Origin of the sequence: Streptomyces galbus, from assembly GCF_005280195.1 — a bacterium.
In the GTDB taxonomy this organism is placed as follows: domain Bacteria; phylum Actinomycetota; class Actinomycetes; order Streptomycetales; family Streptomycetaceae; genus Streptomyces; species Streptomyces galbus.
The window spans coordinates 724,976-739,204 of record NZ_SZPR01000008.1 but is presented as its reverse complement, the minus strand read 5'-3'; the positions used below and the strand labels follow the sequence as shown (position 1 = coordinate 739,204).

Genomic DNA, 14,229 nt, shown 5'->3' with positions numbered 1-14,229 from the left:
TGCCGGTGCGCCGTTCGGCCACCGTGGGTGCCGACCCGCGTTTCGCCGCCGCGGTCCGGGACCTGGTCGTGGAGCGCTCGGCCGTCGAACGCGGCCAGGACGCCACCCCCTGCGCCCTGGGCGCTCTGGGGGCCAGCCACCAGGTCTGTCCCGTCGGCTGCTGCCCCGCCCGTGCCGCCCGGCCCGCCGCCGCGGGCGCCGACAGCCCCTACGCGTGAGGACCCCCGTGACCGACCCCCTGCACACCGAGCTGCTGGAGATCGCCCAGGAGGCCGCCCGCAGGGCCGGTGCCCTGCTGCGCGACGGCCGGCCCGCCGACCTCGCCGTCGCCGCGACCAAGTCCAGCCCCATCGACGTGGTCACCGAGATGGACATCGCCGCCGAGAAGCTGATCACCACACTGATCGCCGAGCGGCGCCCCGACGACGGCTTCCTCGGCGAGGAGGGCGCCTCCGGCGACGGCACCAGCGGAGTCCGCTGGGTGATCGACCCGCTCGACGGCACCGTGAACTACCTGTACGGCCTGCCCACCTGGGCCGTCTCCATCGCCGCCGAGCAGGACGGCGAGACCGTCGCCGGCGTCGTGGAGATCCCGATGCGCGGCGAGTCGTACCACGCGGTGCGCGGGGGCGGGGCGTGGGCCACCGGCGCCTGGGACGGCACCCGCGCGCTCGCTTGCCGGCCGGCTCCGCCGCTGGAGCAGGCCCTGGTGTCCACCGGCTTCAACTACGTCACCGAGGTCCGCACCCGCCAGGCCGAGGTCGCCGCCCGGCTCGTCCCGCTGCTGCGGGACATCCGGCGCGGCGGCTCCGCCGCGGTCGACCTGTGCGACGTGGCCGCCGGCCGCCTGGACGGCTACTACGAGCGCGGACTGCACCCCTGGGACGTCGCGGCGGGGGACCTCATCGCCCGGGAAGCGGGCGCCCTGACCGGTGGACGGCCCGGAGAGCGCCCCTCGCACGCCCTGACGATCGCGGCCGCCCCGGGCGTCTTCGAGCCCCTCCAGCGGCTCCTGGAGGACTTCGACGCCTGGCGCTAGCCGCCGGGAACGCCGACGGGCCCCCGGTGCTGGATTCACCGGAGGCCCGTCGGTCCACGAACTGGTCAGACGCTCGTGGCGCCGACCTCCACACCGTGCTCGGCCGCGAGGCGGCGCAGGTCGTCGAGCTCGCCCTGCTCCACCTCGACGAGGAAGTCGTCGCCTTCGTCCCTAGCCCGCGTCAGGTCGGACTCGGTCGTCTTTATGCGCTGCAGAAGTCCCGTAGTGAATGCGTCCATGCTGCGCCCCCTCGTCCTGGGTCGTGGGTCGATGGCACGGGGGTGTGCCGTTCGGAAGGGGCGATCACGTCTCCAACAGGGTGCCCAGCGCTGCCCTGCCGGGCGGCGACGGTGCCGGACACCCACGCCCGCTCTGCGGAGCAGCGGAGGAGATGCACCGCATGGTGCTGCGGTACGTGCAGAGCGTGATCGCGGGGTGTAAAGCGTCCTCCCCCCGCTCCCTTCCACGGAAACCTCAACCCACGGAGAAAATCCGGCATTCCCGGGGCCCGCACCCGGCGCCGGAGCGGCCCCCTCCCGCCTTACTGCCGACTTATGGCCGAAAAGGGCAGGATGGAGGTCACACCCCCGGCAGACGCTGCCCGCGAGCGCCCCACGCGCTACGCGGGTGGACACAGGAAGGACAAGCGACGTGCGCGTACTCGTCGTCGAGGACGAGCAGCTGCTCGCCGATGCGGTGGCCACCGGACTGCGCCGGGAGGCCATGGCCGTCGACGTCGTGTACGACGGTGCGGCCGCCCTGGAGCGCATCGGCGTCAACGACTACGACGTGGTCGTCCTCGACCGCGACCTCCCGCTCGTGCACGGCGACGACGTGTGCCGCAAGATCGTCGAGCTCGGCATGCCCACGCGCGTGCTGATGCTCACGGCCTCCGGCGACGTCAGCGACCGGGTCGAGGGACTGGAGATCGGCGCCGACGACTACCTCCCCAAGCCCTTCGCCTTCAGCGAGCTGATCGCCCGCGTGCGTGCCCTCGGCCGGCGCACCAGCGTGCCGCTGCCGCCCGTGCTCGAGCGCGCCGGCATCAAGCTCGACCCCAACCGCCGCGAGGTCTTCCGCGACGGCAAGGAGGTCCAGCTCGCGCCGAAGGAGTTCGCCGTCCTGGAGGTGCTGATGCGCTCGGAGGGCGCCGTCGTCTCCGCGGAGCAACTGCTGGAGAAGGCCTGGGACGAGAACACAGACCCCTTCACCAACGTCGTACGGGTCACCGTGATGACCCTGCGCCGCAAGCTCGGCGAGCCCCCGGTGATCGTCACCGTGCCCGGTTCCGGCTACCGGATCTGATCCCGTGGCCGCGACACCCGCGCCCCCGCAGGCGCCACCGAAGCCCACCTGGGACCCCCGGCGAGCGGAGCCCCCGTTCCCGTGGCTGCGCCCGACCATCCGCATACGGCTCACCCTGCTGTACGGCGGCATGTTCCTGATCGCCGGCATCCTGCTGCTGTCGATCATCTACCTGCTGGCCGCGCAGGCCCTGAACACGGGCAACGAACCCCTGTTCAAGATCGCGGGCGGCACGGACATCAAGGTCAGCAGCGACAACTGCCCCGCCGTCACCTCCGGCAACCTGACGCTGCCCGAGTTCAACTCCGCGATCAGCGCCTGCATCGACAGCCAGCGCCAGGTCGCCCTGGACCACCTGCTCAGCCGCTCGCTGCTGGCCCTGCTCGGCCTCGCGGTCATAGCGTTCGCGTTCGGCTACGCCATGGCCGGCCGGGTGCTCTCCCCGCTCGGGCGCATCACGCGCACGGCGCGCGCGGTGGCGGGCTCGGACCTGTCCCGGCGCATCGAGCTGGACGGCCCGGACGACGAGCTCAAGGAGCTGGCCGACACCTTCGACGAGATGCTGGAGCGCCTCCAGCGGGCCTTCACCGCCCAGCAGCGCTTCGTCGGCAACGCCTCGCACGAGCTGCGCACGCCCCTGGCGATCAACCGCACGCTGCTGGAGGTGCACCTGTCCGACCCGCACGCGCCCGTGGAGCTCCAGCAGCTCGGCAAGACGCTGCTGGCCACCAACGAGCGCAGCGAACAGCTCGTGGAGGGGCTGCTGCTGCTCGCCCGTAGCGACAACCAGATCGTCGAGCGCAAGCCCGTCGACCTCGCCGAGGTCGCGGGACAGGCCATCGACCAGGTGCACGGCGAGGCGGAGGCCAAGGGCGTCGACATCCGCGGCAAGCGGGAGACCGCCGTCGTCCAGGGCAACGGCGTCCTGCTGGAGCGCATCGCCCTGAACCTGGTGCAGAACGCGGTGCGCTACAACGTCCCCGAGGGCGGCTGGGTCGAGGTCACCACGGAGGTGCAGCACGGCCAGGCGGTGCTGGTCGTGTCCAACACGGGGCCGGTCGTGCCGGCGTACGAGATCGACAATCTGTTTGAGCCCTTCCGGCGTTTGCGCACGGAGCGGACGGGCAGCGACAAGGGAGTCGGACTCGGCCTGTCGATCGTCCGGTCCGTGGCACGCGCCCACGGCGGTCACATCGCGGCACAGCCGAGGGAAGGGGGAGGTCTTGTGATGCGGGTCACGCTGCCCCTCTGAAAAGCTCGCGTCGGCATCCACGGAACTGTTCGCTTCGAGCGGAATTCTCACGGCCTCCGCTCGAGCGCTCCGTGTGTGATCGATCACAAGCGCGAATTTCCGGCCATCTACTCTCCGTGATCATGTGGGCTGCCCGAAAGCCGGGAAAGTCCCTGTTTTCGGGGGTGCATATCACGGGAAGTACACGGTGAGACGCCTTTGAAGTGCGGCATGGGAACCGTGTACGGTCCGCTTCGCCATCCAAGCCGATCACTCTTGAGGAGTCCGGTTGGGTGTCGATTGAGTAACAGACCTTGATGTGAGGCAAAATCTCCGCCTCGGGTCGGGCACAAGTCCGGCCTCTCACGCGTTACGTGCGCTGGAGACACCGCAGACACCCAGAGGGGGAGAGCGACATGGCTACCGACTACGACACTCCACGCAAGACCGACGACGACGTCGACTCCGACAGCCTCGAAGAGCTGAAGGCCCGGCGGAACGACAAGTCGGCGTCCTCCGTCGACGTCGACGAGTTCGAGGCCGCCGAAGGCCTCGAGCTGCCCGGAGCCGACCTCTCGAACGAGGAGTTGGCCGTCCGAGTGCTGCCCAAGCAGCAGGACGAGTTCACGTGCATGAGCTGCTTCCTGGTGCACCACCGCAGCCAGCTGGCCAGGGAGAAGAACGGCCAGCCGATCTGCCGCGACTGCGACTGAGGGCGGGTCGGCCGTGACTGGCTCGACCCCTCCTCGGAAGCGCCGCTTCCACCTTCGGGGAGCGGACAAGGGGGCCGTGGAAGGCCCCCACGGCGTGCGTGACGACGAGCGAGGCCCCGCCGGCAAGGGAATCGTCCCTGCGGGAGCGGCCTCGCTCGAACCGGCGGACGACCGGGACGGCGTCCCGGCGCCGACGGCGAGCCCCGCGCCCGTCGCACGGCGACGGGCCGTGGCGATCCGGGAGAAGGCCCGGGACCTGGCCCGCGAAGGCGCCCGCAAGGGCGGCAACCGCGCCAGGGCGGCCCTGGGACACCTCGCCGACCGGATCATCGACATAGCCCCCCGGATCCCCGTACGGGACCTCCAGACGCTGCGCAAGCAGTTCCCGGGCCTGGGGCCCGAACAGCTCGCCGACAAGCTCGTGGCGGGCGCCGCGGCCGCCAGCGCCACCGTGGGAGCCGGCGTCGGGGCGGCGGCGATGCTTCCCGTGCCCCCGGCCATGCCCACCGAGCTGGCCGCGGAGATCACCGGCGTGGCCGCGATCGAGCTCAAGCTCATCGCCGAACTCCACGAGGTCTACGGCGTACGACCGCCGGGCGGTCTGAAGGACCGCAGCACCGCCTACCTGCGTTCCTGGTCGGGCGAGCGCGGCGTCGACGTGCTCAAGCCCGCCTCTTTCAATGCCGCGCTCGGCGGCCCCATGAAGCGCGAACTGCGCCAGCAGATCATGAAGCGCATGGTGCGTGACCTGCCCAACCTGATGCCGTTCATGGTGGGCGCCGCCGTCGGCGCCGTGATGAACCGGCGGGACACCAGGAAACTCGCCGCCAAGGTCCGCGCCGACCTGCGCCGGTTCCAGGTGCCCTGGGACGCCCTGCCAGCCCTGCCGCCGCTGGAGAAGCCGGCGGACCCGGTGACCCTGGACGAGGTCACCAGGGAACTCGGCGGCGGAAAGCCCGGAGGCGGAAAGTCTTCGTAAAGGCGCACACCGTACCCACGCGCGCGAGGGAACGACCTAGGCGGCGGCCTTGCGCGCCGCCTCCAGCGCCTGCGCCAGCCCCTGCGGGTCCCGGGTCGACAGGTACAGGTACGGCGTCGGGTCCTCGGGGTCGGTGACCTCGACCTTCAGTGCCGTGGGGATGTAGGAGCGCAGCAGCAGGAAGGCACGCGTGTCGGCCTTGTACGTGCGCCAGGCGCGCGCCTCCTCCGCGTCCAGCACCTGCGTCGCGCCCAGCGCCGTGACCGGGATCTTCGCCTCGCCGGCGATCAGTGAGTCCCCCACCACGCGGATGCGCAGCGAGCCGTAGGAGCTGGCCATGACGGCCGCCACGGCGGTGCCGCCGACCAGGCCGCCCAGCAGCGGCAGGGTCCCGAACGGCAGCAGGATCAGGGCCATCGCGAGGCCCACGAGGAACGAGATCAGCCACCACGAGCGCGGTGCGGTGAGACGTTCTTCGTACGGGGTGCCGGAGAGCTGCATGAAACCAAGCTTGGCACGGTGTCCGGGGAGGCCCGACGCGCGGGTAAGGTCTGCGCCTGTGAGTGGTACTTCCCCAGCTCTTCAGCCCCCGGCCGACGCCGTTGCCCCGGTACGGCACCCCGACGCCCCCGCGCCCGGGGAACTCCTCGGTGCCCACTACGAACACTGTTTCGGATGCGGTGGCAGTCAGCCGCACGGGCTGCACCTGGAGGCACGGGCCGGTGAGGGCGTGACCATCGCCGCCGAGTTCACCGTGCGGCCCGCCCACCAGGGGGCGCCCGGTCTCGCGCACGGCGGTGTGCTCGCCTCCGCGCTGGACGAGACGCTCGGCTCGCTGAACTGGCTGCTGCGCACGATCGCCGTGACCGGACGGCTGGAGACCGACTTCGTGCGCCCCGTGCCGGTCGGGACCACGCTCCACCTGCAGGCCGAGGTCACCGCGGTGGCCGGACGCAAGATCTACGCCACGGCGACCGGGCGGATCGGGGCCCCCGACGGACCGGTCGCCGTCCGGGCCGACGCCCTGTTCGTCGAGGTGAAGGTCGACCACTTCGTGCAGCACGGGCGCGACGAGGAGATCCAGGCCGCCATGAGCGACCCGGACCAGGTCAGGCGGGCCCGCGCCTTCGAGGTGAACCCGTGAGCCGCGCCCCCCTGGAGGTGCTGGTCCGGCGCGTCGACCCCGACGTACCGCTTCCGGCGTACGCGCACCCCGGGGACGCGGGGGCCGATCTGCGCACCACCGAGGCGTGTGAGCTGGCGCCGGGCGAGAGGGCCGTCCTGCCCACGGGGGTGTCGATCGCCCTGCCCGAGGGGTACGCGGCCTTCGTGCACCCGCGGTCCGGGCTCGCCGCCCGGTGCGGCGTCGCCCTCGTGAATGCCCCGGGGACGGTTGATGCCGGGTACCGTGGGGAGATCAAGGTGATCGTGGTGAATCTCGACCCGCGCGAGACCGTGCGGTTCGAGCGCTTCGACCGGATCGCCCAACTGGTCGTCCAGCAGGTCGAGAGGGTCCGCTTCCTCCAGGTCGCGGAGCTTCCCGATTCGGCGCGGGCCGAGGGGGGCTTCGGGTCCACCGGCGGTCATGCCGCCGTGGCCGGCACGAACAGCACAAGCGGTGACGCCGCCGAGGGCGGCACGACGGGTGGGTATCGATACGCTTCGGTCGTATCCGACCGGGAAGGACAGTGACGTGTTCGGACGTCGCAAGAAGAAGGGTGCCGCCGAGGACGCGGCCGGCGAGGCCGAGCAGGTCGTCGACAGTGTCGACACTGAGGCGGACGACGTGGAGGCCGAGCGCGAGCGCGTACGGCTCGAGCCCGAGCCGCGGCCGGACGGGCCCTGGGACAGCACCGAGGTGCGCGACCCCGCCGAGGGGCGCGTCGACCTGGGCGGACTGTTCGTGCCGGGTGTCGACGGCATGGAGCTGCGGGTCGAGGTGGCGGGCGACGCCATCGTCGCGGCGACCGTCGTCCTGCGCGACAGCGCCGTCCAGCTCCAGGCGTTCGCCGCGCCCAAGCGCGAGGGCATCTGGGGCGAGGTGCGCGAGGAGATCGCCGCCGGCATCACCCAGCAGGGCGGCATCGTCGACGAGGTCGAGGGGCCGCTGGGCTGGGAGCTGCGCGCCCAGGTGCCGGTGCAGCTGCCGGACGGCACGGGCGGCTTCCAGGTCGTGCGGTTCGTCGGCGTGGACGGCCCGCGCTGGTTCCTGCGCGGGGTGATCTCCGGCCAGGGCGCGGTCCAGCCGCAGGCGGCCGGGCTGCTCGAACAGATCTTCAGGGACACGGTCGTGGTCCGCGGCGAGGGCCCGATGGCGCCCCGCGACCCGATCGTGCTGAAGCTGCCCAACGACGCCCAGATGGTGCCGGAGGGCGTCCAGCAGCAGGACGAGGGCTCCCGCTTCGCCGGGGGCATGGGTCAGTTGCAGCGCGGACCGGAGATCACCGAGGTCCGCTGACCGCGAGCGACATGGAGGGCCGCACCCCCACGGGGTGCGGCCCTCCGGCGTGTCCCGCCGCTCCCGAAACTTGTCATGCGCGCATCCTTGACGGTGTTCTGGTCCGTACCTATGGTCTCCGCTCAACGCAGCGTTCATAAGAGCGAGCTGCGTTCACATATGAGAACGGAGTCGCCATGCGTCGGACCGCACTGCTCGTCGGCACCGTCAGCGCCCTGGCCCTCGGCCTCCTCGCCCAGCCCGTCACCGCGCCGCGCGCCGAGGCCGCCCCCACCACGTTCGCCCACCCCGGAGTCACCGTCTCCCGGGCCCAACTCGACTTCGCCCGCGGCAAGGTCGACGCCGGCGCCCAGCCCTGGAAGAGCGCCTTCGACCAGCTCCTGGCGAGCAAGTACGCCGACCTGAACCGCACGCCCAAACCCCGCGCGGTCGTGGAGTGCGGCTCGTACTCCAACCCCAACTACGGCTGCACCGACGAGCGGGAGGACGCGATCGCCGCGTACACCGACGCCCTCGCCTGGTACCTCACGCGCGACGACCGGTACGCCAAGAAGGCCATCCAGCTCATGGACGCCTGGTCCGCCGTGATCCAGGACCACACCAACAGCAACGCGCCCCTGCAGACCGGCTGGGCCGGCTCGACCTGGCCCCGGGCCGCCGAGATCATCAAGTACACGTACACCGGCGGCTGGGCCAACTCGGGCCGCTTCGCGACCATGCTGCGCACCGTCTACCTGCCCGAGGTGATCAACGGCTCGAACTCCAACGGCAACTGGGAGCTGTCCATGATGGAGGCCGCCGTCGGCATCTCCGTCTTCCTCGAGGACAAGGCGTCCTACGACAAGGCCATGGCGACGTTCCGCACGCGCACCGCCGCCTACGTCTACCTCGCCTCGGACGGCGACCTGCCGAAGACCGTGCCGAGCCAGAACCTCACCACCCGGGACAAGATCGTCGCCTACTGGCAGGGGCAGTCGACCTTCGTCACCGGCCTCACCCAGGAGACCTGCCGCGACTTCACGCACACCGGGTACGGCATCTCCGCCATCTCGCACATCGCCGAGACCAGCCGCATCCAGGGCCAGGACCTGTACGGCACGGACGTCGGCGAACGGCTCCGGCAGGCCCTCGGCTTCCAGGCCAAGTACGAACTCGGCGCGGCCGTCCCCAGCTGGCTGTGCGGCGGCTCCCTGAACCTCGGCCTGGGACCGGTCACCGAGGTCGGCTACAACGCCCTGCACAACCGGCTGGGCATCGCCATGACGAACACCCAGACACTCACCCAGCGCAACCGGCCCGCGGGCAGCAACAACCTGTTCGTGGCCTGGGAGACGCTGACCCACGGCGACAATCCGGCGTGACCTCCCCACAGGGTCCGGCGGTCCCGTGAACCGATCCGGGGTCCTCGTCCGATGAAGAGGTGAAGGCGGGCACGGCCGTCGAGGGCCGGGCGGACGTCGCGATACCGACGCCCGGCCCGCGGGGCCACGGGGGACCGACGGGGAGGACACATGAGCGGGACCGCCACCGGCACCATGGTGCGCATCGAGCACGTCCATAAGTCCGGAGGGGACGGCCTGCTCGCCCCGCGCCGCGACCGCGTCGGCTTCGTCTTCCAGTCCGTCGGGCTGGTTCCGATCCTGTCGGCTGCGGAGAACATGGGCGTGCCGCTGCGGATGCGCCGGCCGACCCGCGCGAGCGCGAGGAGCGCCGGGGCGTCAGAGTTGCGTCAAGGCCGCCCCGCGAGGACGGCCCGTGTCCCGTCCGCCGGGGTCCGTGGCCGTAAGGTCGACGCTGCGTGGGCGGGAAGCACGGGAAGACAATGGGGCCATGGCACGCGGCAAGCTTCGGATCTACCTCGGTGCGGCACCGGGCGTCGGCAAGACGTACGCCATGCTGTCGGAGGCGCACCGCCGGGTGGAGCGGGGCACGGACTGCGTGGTGGCCTTCGTCGAGCACCACGGCCGGCCGCGCACCGAGGTGATGCTGAGCGGTCTGGAGCAGGTGCCCCGCCGGGAGCTGGCGTACCGGGACACGGCCTTCACCGAGATGGACGTGGACGCGGTGCTGGCGCGCCGCCCCCGGGTGGCCCTGGTGGACGAACTGGCCCACACGAACGTCCCCGGCTCCCGCAACGCCAAGCGGTGGCAGGACGTCGAGGAGCTGCTGGCAGCGGGGATCGACGTGGTCTCCACCGTGAACATCCAGCACCTGGAGTCCCTGGGTGACGTCGTCGAGTCGATCACGGGCGTACGGCAGCAGGAGACCGTGCCCGACGAGGTGGTGCGCCGCGCCGACCAGATCGAGCTGGTCGACATGTCGCCCGAGGCCCTGCGGCGGCGGATGGCGCACGGGAACGTCTACCAGCCGGACAAGGTCGACGCCGCGCTGTCGAACTACTTCCGGCCCGGCAACCTCACCGCGCTGCGGGAGCTCGCGCTGCTGTGGGTGGCCGACCGGGTCGACGAGTACCTCCAGCGCTACCGCAGCGAGCACCGGGTCTCGAAGATCTGGGGGTCGCGCGAGCGGATCGTCGTCGGGCTGACCGGGGGCCCCGAGGGGCGCACGCTGATCCGGCGGGCGGTGCGGCTGGCGGAGAAGGGGGCCGGCGGCGAGGTCCTGGCCGTGTACGTCGCCAGCAGCGACGGCCTGACGTCCGCCTCGCCGAAGGAACTCGCCGTGCAGCGCACCCTGGTCGAGGACCTGGGCGGCAGCTTCCACCACGTGGTGGGCGACGACGTCCCGGCCGCGCTGCTGGACTTCGCCCGCGGGGTGAACGCCACGCAGATCGTGCTCGGCTCCTCGCGCCGCAAGACCTGGCAGTACGTCTTCGGGCCCGGCGTCGGCACCACGGTGGCGCGGGACTCGGGACCCGACCTGGACGTGCACATCGTCACCCACGACGAGGTGGCCAGGGGGCGCGGGCTGCCGGTGGCGCGCGGGGCGCGGCTCGGGCGGGCGCGCGTGGTGTGGGGCTGGCTGATCGGTCTGGGCGGGCCGGTGGCCCTGGCGTTCGGGCTGAACGCCGTGGACCTCGGGCTCGCCAACGACATGCTGCTGTTCCTGACGGTGACCGTGGCGGCGGCGCTGCTCGGCGGGCTGCTGCCCGCGCTGACCTCCGCGGCGCTCGGCTGTCTGCTGCTGAACTACTTCTACACACCCCCGCTGCACCGCTGGACGGTCGCCGACCCCAAGAACATCGTCGCCATAACGATCTTCGTCGGGGTGGGGGTGTCCGTGGCGTCCGTGGTGGACCTCGCGGCCCGGCGTACGCACCAGGCGGCGCGGCTGCGGGCCGAGTCGGAGATCCTGTCCTACCTCGCGGGCAACGTGCTGCGCGGTGAGACCAGCCTGGAGGCGTTGCTGGAGCGGGTGCGGGAGACGTTCGGGATGGAGTCGGCGGCGCTGCTGGAGCGCGCCGACGACCTGGCGCCGTGGACCTGCGCGGGGCGCGCGGGGGTCGGGGGCCCGGTCGAGCGGCCCGAGGACGCGGACGTCGACGTGCCGGTCGGGGACCACATGGCGCTGGCGCTGACCGGGCGGGTGCTGCCCGCGGAGGACCGCCGGGTGCTGGCCGCGTTCGCCGCGCAGGCCGCGGTCGTGCTGGACCGGCGGCGGCTGCGGGAGGAGGCCCACCGGGCGCGGGCGCTGGCCGAGGGCAACCGGATCCGCACGGCGCTGCTCGCGGCCGTCAGCCACGACCTGCGCACCCCGCTGGCGGGCATCAAGGCGGCCGTGTCGAGCCTGCGCTCGGACGACGTGGCCTGGTCCGAGGAGGACCAGGCGGAGCTGCTGGAGGGCATCGAGGCGGGCGCGGACCGGCTCGACCACCTCGTGGGCAACCTGCTGGACATGTCCCGGCTCCAGACCGGCACGGTCACCGCGCTGGTCCGGGAGATCGACCTGGACGAGGTGGTGCCGATGGCGCTCGGCGGGGTGGCCGAGGACAGCGTGGAACTGGACATCCCGGAGACGCTGCCCATGGTCGCGGTGGACGCCGGGCTGCTGGAGCGGTCGGTGGCCAACCTGGTGGAGAACGCCGTGAAGTACAGCCCGCCCGGCCGGCCCGTCCTGGTCGCCGCCAGTGCCCTCGCCGACCGGGTGGAGGTGCGGATCGTCGACCGGGGGCCCGGGGTGCCGGACGAGGCCAAGGAGCGGATATTCGAGCCGTTCCAGCGCTACGGCGACGCCCCGCGCGGGGCCGGGGTCGGGCTCGGCCTCGCGGTGGCCCGCGGCTTCGCCGAGGCGATGGGGGGCACGCTCAGGGCGGAGGACACGCCCGGCGGAGGACTCACCATGGTGCTGACCCTGCGCGCGGCGGGCGGGGCGGAGAGTGGTGCGGAGCCGGAGGTTCCCGCCGACCGGGCGGACGACCCGACCGGCCCCTTCGCCCCCGGCGGGCCCCACCCCCCCGGCGGGCCCCAGGGGTCGGGCGGCCCCCAGGGAGCGGGCGGGTCCCACGCACCCGACCGTGCCGGTCGCGCCGGTCCCTCCGACCGTCCGGAGCGGCGTCATGCGTCCGGGCGGACCCCGGCTCCTTCGGAAAGGCAGGCTTCATGACCCGGGTGCTCGTGATCGACGACGAGCCGCAGATCGTGCGCGCCCTCGTGATCAATCTCAAGGCCCGCAAGTACGAGGTCGACGCCGCCCACGACGGCGCCACCGCCCTGCGGCTCGCGGCCGCCCGTCACCCGGACGTGGTCGTCCTGGACCTGGGACTGCCCGACATGGACGGCGTGGAGGTGATCAAGGGACTGCGCGGCTGGACCCGGGTGCCGATCCTGGTGCTGTCCGCGCGGCACTCCTCCGACGAGAAGGTCGAGGCGCTGGACGCGGGCGCCGACGACTACGTCACCAAGCCCTTCGGGATGGACGAGCTGCTGGCCCGGCTGCGGGCCGCCGTGCGGCGTGCCGAGCCGGCCGGGGGCGAGGAGGAGGACGTGCTGGTGGAGACGGCCGAGTTCACCGTCGACCTGGCCGCCAAGAAGGTCAACCGGGGCGGGCGGGACGTCCGGCTCACACCGACCGAGTGGCACCTGCTGGAGGTGCTGGTGCGCAACACCGGCCGGCTGGTCGGCCAGCGGCAGCTCCTGCAGGAGGTGTGGGGACCGTCGTACGGGACGGAGACCAACTACCTGCGGGTCTACATGGCCCAGCTGCGCAGGAAGCTGGAGGCCGATCCGTCGCACCCGAAGCACTTCATCACCGAGCCGGGGATGGGGTACCGGTTCGAGCGGTAGCACCGGGGCTACGGGCGGGTCGGCCGCCCCCGGTACGCTTCAGATATGAGTGCTGTTCCTCGTTCCGAAAAGCCGGTGGGCCGGTTCCGGCGCATGCTAGACCGGCTCTCCTCGTCGCAGGAGGACCTGGAGTCCGAGGAGCTGCGGGAGGATGCCGCGACGGCCGGTTGCACCCGTATCGGGGACTGCCAGGACCGCCAGATAGTGACGGTTACTGGTACCTTGCGCACGGTCACCCTGCGGCCGCGCGCCGGAGTCCCGGCCCTGGAGGCCGAGCTGTTCGACGGCTCCGCCGCGTTGGACGTGGTGTGGCTGGGCAGGCGTTCGATAGTCGGCATAGAGCCGGGGCGCAAGCTGCTCGCATCGGGCCGGATCTCGATGAGCCGGGGCCGCCGGGTGCTGTTCAACCCGAAGTACGAACTGAGACCCCTCGGTAGGGAGTAGCCGGTGACGTCGCTCGACAAGCCGACCGACAACACATCCGCGGACGACGCCCGGGCGGTGACGGAGGCCGCGCTGTTCGAGGCGTTCGGCGGCGTGCGGGGCATGGTCGAGACGGTGCTGCCCGGCCTCCTCTTCGTCACCATCTTCACGATCAACAAGGACCTGCACTGGTCGGCGATCGCCGCCCTGGCCGTGTCGCTGGTGCTGGTGGTCGTGCGGCTCGCGATGAAGGACACCGTCAAGCACGCGTTCAGCGGGGTCTTCGGGGTCGTCTTCGGTGTGGTGTTCGCCATGTTCACCGGCAACGCGAAGGACTTCTACCTGCCGGGCATGCTCTACACGCTGGGGCTGGCGCTCGCGTACATCGTCACCACGCTGGCCGGGGTGCCGTTGATCGGGCTGATCCTCGGGCCGGTGTTCAAGGAGAACCTCTCCTGGCGCAAGCGCAACCCCGGGCGCAAGAAGGCGTACGCCAAGGCGAGCTGGGCCTGGGGACTGATCCTGCTGGCCAAGTGCGCGGTCCTCTTCCCGCTGTACTGGTGGGCGGACACCACGCAACTGGGCTGGGTGCTGGTGGCGCTGAAGATCCCGCCGTTCCTGCTGGCGGTGTGGCTGACGTGGGTGTTCCTGGCGAAGGCGCCCGCGCCGATCGACGTGTTCGCGGAGATGGAGGCGGCGGAGAACGCCGCGCGGGCCGAGGAGGGCGAGCAGGCGTCCCCCGCCGGTGGCCGGCACCGTCGGGACGGCTGAGCCTTGCCGGGGGCTCCGCCCCCAGCCCCCCGGCCTGTGCCCACCCACCACCCGACTCGGTGGGGCGTGA

15 protein-coding genes and 2 pseudogenes are annotated in these 14,229 nt (G+C 72.0%); 15 read left to right on the top strand and 2 right to left on the bottom strand.

Annotated features, from left to right (window positions below; all coding sequences use genetic code 11):
- Together E4U92_RS07675 and E4U92_RS07670 are read left to right on the top strand one after the other, a co-directional pair.
- A pseudogene (locus E4U92_RS07675) lies at positions 1 to 218 on the top strand (ferrochelatase); the annotation flags it as partial.
- 8 nt (positions 219 to 226) lie between these two features.
- Entirely contained in the window at positions 227 to 1,039 is an 813-nt protein-coding gene (locus tag E4U92_RS07670) for an inositol monophosphatase family protein (protein WP_137299474.1), read from the top strand.
- Between the two features lie 65 nt (positions 1,040 to 1,104).
- Here E4U92_RS07670 and E4U92_RS35825 read toward each other — a convergent pair whose 3' ends face one another.
- Entirely contained in the window at positions 1,105 to 1,278 is a 174-nt protein-coding gene (locus E4U92_RS35825) for a hypothetical protein (protein ID WP_168372807.1), read from the bottom strand.
- Between the two features lie 412 nt (positions 1,279 to 1,690).
- On the opposite strand from E4U92_RS35825, the gene E4U92_RS07665 reads away from it, so the two are divergent.
- The 4 genes from E4U92_RS07665 to E4U92_RS07650 all read left to right on the top strand — a co-directional run bounded on the left by E4U92_RS07665 (position 1,691) and on the right by E4U92_RS07650 (position 5,267).
- A complete protein-coding gene (locus tag E4U92_RS07665) occupies positions 1,691 to 2,344 on the top strand; it encodes a response regulator transcription factor (RefSeq protein ID WP_003993508.1) in 654 nt (217 codons plus the stop codon).
- Between the two features lie 4 nt (positions 2,345 to 2,348).
- On the top strand, positions 2,349 to 3,596 hold the full coding sequence (locus E4U92_RS07660; protein WP_137299473.1) for a sensor histidine kinase: 1,248 nt from the start codon (positions 2,349 to 2,351) through the stop codon (positions 3,594 to 3,596).
- Between the two features lie 395 nt (positions 3,597 to 3,991).
- Positions 3,992 to 4,288, top strand: a complete 297-nt coding sequence (locus E4U92_RS07655) for a DUF4193 domain-containing protein (RefSeq protein ID WP_043504706.1) — start codon at positions 3,992 to 3,994, stop codon at positions 4,286 to 4,288.
- A 13-nt stretch (positions 4,289 to 4,301) separates the two neighbouring features.
- Positions 4,302 to 5,267 (top strand): hypothetical protein, encoded by a 966-nt coding sequence (locus E4U92_RS07650; protein ID WP_137299472.1) that lies wholly within the window; start codon positions 4,302 to 4,304, stop codon positions 5,265 to 5,267.
- 36 nt (positions 5,268 to 5,303) lie between these two features.
- On the opposite strand, the gene E4U92_RS07645 is transcribed toward E4U92_RS07650, so the two are convergent.
- Positions 5,304 to 5,768, bottom strand: coding sequence for a DUF3093 domain-containing protein (locus tag E4U92_RS07645; protein ID WP_137299471.1), 465 nt, complete (start codon positions 5,766 to 5,768; stop codon positions 5,304 to 5,306).
- A gap of 58 nt (positions 5,769 to 5,826) precedes the next feature.
- On the opposite strand from E4U92_RS07645, the gene E4U92_RS07640 reads away from it, so the two are divergent.
- The 9 genes and pseudogenes from E4U92_RS07640 (at position 5,827) to E4U92_RS07600 (ending at position 14,159) form a co-directional block, all read left to right on the top strand.
- Positions 5,827 to 6,411: a PaaI family thioesterase gene (locus E4U92_RS07640; RefSeq protein WP_137299470.1), complete on the top strand. Its 585-nt coding sequence runs from the start codon at positions 5,827 to 5,829 to the stop codon at positions 6,409 to 6,411.
- A complete protein-coding gene (gene dut / locus E4U92_RS07635; RefSeq protein WP_137299469.1) occupies positions 6,408 to 6,959 on the top strand; it encodes a dUTP diphosphatase in 552 nt (183 codons plus the stop codon). The genes E4U92_RS07640 and dut overlap by 4 nt, the downstream gene beginning before the upstream one ends.
- 1 nt (position 6,960) lies before the next feature.
- Entirely contained in the window at positions 6,961 to 7,725 is a 765-nt protein-coding gene (locus E4U92_RS07630; protein WP_137299468.1) for a DUF3710 domain-containing protein, read from the top strand.
- 176 nt (positions 7,726 to 7,901) lie between these two features.
- Positions 7,902 to 9,086, top strand: a complete 1,185-nt coding sequence (locus tag E4U92_RS07625; protein ID WP_137299467.1) for an alginate lyase family protein — start codon at positions 7,902 to 7,904, stop codon at positions 9,084 to 9,086.
- Positions 9,087 to 9,296: 210 nt separating this feature from the next.
- Positions 9,297 to 9,436 (top strand): annotated as a pseudogene (locus E4U92_RS36540) (ABC transporter ATP-binding protein); the annotation flags it as partial.
- Between the two features lie 119 nt (positions 9,437 to 9,555).
- Positions 9,556 to 12,285 (top strand): sensor histidine kinase, encoded by a 2,730-nt coding sequence (locus tag E4U92_RS07615; protein WP_168725056.1) that lies wholly within the window; start codon positions 9,556 to 9,558, stop codon positions 12,283 to 12,285.
- Complete coding sequence (locus E4U92_RS07610) at positions 12,282 to 12,965, top strand: response regulator (protein WP_137299466.1); 684 nt, start codon at positions 12,282 to 12,284, stop codon at positions 12,963 to 12,965. Before E4U92_RS07615 ends, E4U92_RS07610 begins: the two co-directional genes overlap by 4 nt.
- A gap of 45 nt (positions 12,966 to 13,010) precedes the next feature.
- The gene (locus E4U92_RS07605) at positions 13,011 to 13,409 is read left to right on the top strand and encodes an OB-fold nucleic acid binding domain-containing protein (RefSeq protein ID WP_137299465.1); all 399 of its coding nucleotides are present in this window, start codon (positions 13,011 to 13,013) and stop codon (positions 13,407 to 13,409) included.
- 3 nt (positions 13,410 to 13,412) lie between these two features.
- Complete coding sequence (locus E4U92_RS07600; protein ID WP_137299464.1) at positions 13,413 to 14,159, top strand: DUF3159 domain-containing protein; 747 nt, start codon at positions 13,413 to 13,415, stop codon at positions 14,157 to 14,159.
- Positions 14,160 to 14,229: the final 70 nt, after the last annotated feature.

What these genes read in the sequence shown, in the direction of transcription:
- E4U92_RS07645 (WP_137299471.1), bottom strand. Translation starts at nt 5,768, where the DNA reads ATGCAGCTCTCCGGCACCCCGTACGAAGAACGTCTCACCGCACCGCGC.
- E4U92_RS07615 (WP_168725056.1), top strand. Translation starts at nt 9,556, where the DNA reads ATGGCACGCGGCAAGCTTCGGATCTACCTCGGTGCGGCACCGGGCGTC.
- E4U92_RS07605 (WP_137299465.1), top strand. Translation starts at nt 13,011, where the DNA reads ATGAGTGCTGTTCCTCGTTCCGAAAAGCCGGTGGGCCGGTTCCGGCGC.
- E4U92_RS07655 (WP_043504706.1), top strand. Translation starts at nt 3,992, where the DNA reads ATGGCTACCGACTACGACACTCCACGCAAGACCGACGACGACGTCGAC.
- E4U92_RS35825 (WP_168372807.1), bottom strand. Translation starts at nt 1,278, where the DNA reads ATGGACGCATTCACTACGGGACTTCTGCAGCGCATAAAGACGACCGAG.
- E4U92_RS07625 (WP_137299467.1), top strand. Translation starts at nt 7,902, where the DNA reads ATGCGTCGGACCGCACTGCTCGTCGGCACCGTCAGCGCCCTGGCCCTC.
- E4U92_RS07610 (WP_137299466.1), top strand. Translation starts at nt 12,282, where the DNA reads ATGACCCGGGTGCTCGTGATCGACGACGAGCCGCAGATCGTGCGCGCC.